At 60.8% G+C, this 735-nt stretch carries 1 protein-coding gene; it reads right to left on the reverse strand.

Annotation, left to right across the window (positions count from 1 at the left end; genetic code table 11):
• A partial coding sequence (locus tag N7650_RS27885; RefSeq protein WP_279900909.1) for an Ig-like domain-containing protein occupies positions 1 to 735 on the reverse strand: 735 nt, incomplete at both ends.

Consider the following 735-nt stretch of genomic DNA (forward strand, 5'->3'; position numbering starts at 1 on the left):
CCACATTCAGGGTTTGCAGGCCGTCCGGCGCGGTTACCGTGAAGGTGCCGGATTGGGTCAGGGCCGCAGCATTCGGACTGCTGCCGTCGCTGAGGTTTTTCTCGTAGACCGATAGCTCACCACCAGAAACGTCAAGACCGTTGAGGGTGACTGGGTCGTTGAGGTTCTTGATGTCCAGTACCAGGTTGGCGGTGCTGGTGTCGCCATCGGCATCGCTCAGGGTGTAGGTAAAGGTCTCGGTGCCCGTCCCGCCGCCGTGCAAGTTGTAGAAGTCCGGGTCCGAAGGATTCAGCGTGTAGGTGTAGGAACCGTCCGCCGCCAGTACCAAGGTGCCGTAGGTTCCGGTGAAGGTACCCGCGGTGATCGGTCCGGTGACACGGTCGGCGCCTTGGACATCGTTGGTCAGCACGTTACCGGTCAACACGGTTGCCGCTTCCGTTGCCACGCTGGCGTTGGTATCCGCGACGGCTGTCGGCACGTCATCCACGACATTCACGTCCAGGCTGCCGCTACTGGTGCTGCCATCCGTATCGATGGCAGTGACGGTGAAGCTCTCGGTCAGGTTGTTGATGCCACCGCCCGCTGGATGGGCTTCGTTATCCAGCAAGGTGTAGCTGTAGGACACGACACCCGTACTTGCGTTGTACCCGGTGATCGTCAAGGTGTTGCCCAACAACGTCGTGGTGCTTTGCGGGAAGGTGGCTGCCACGCCACCGCTGATCACATTGATACCGC

Origin of the sequence: Pseudomonas sp. GD04058, assembly GCF_029836855.1 — a bacterium.
GTDB lineage: Bacteria > Pseudomonadota > Gammaproteobacteria > Pseudomonadales > Pseudomonadaceae > Aquipseudomonas > Aquipseudomonas bharatica.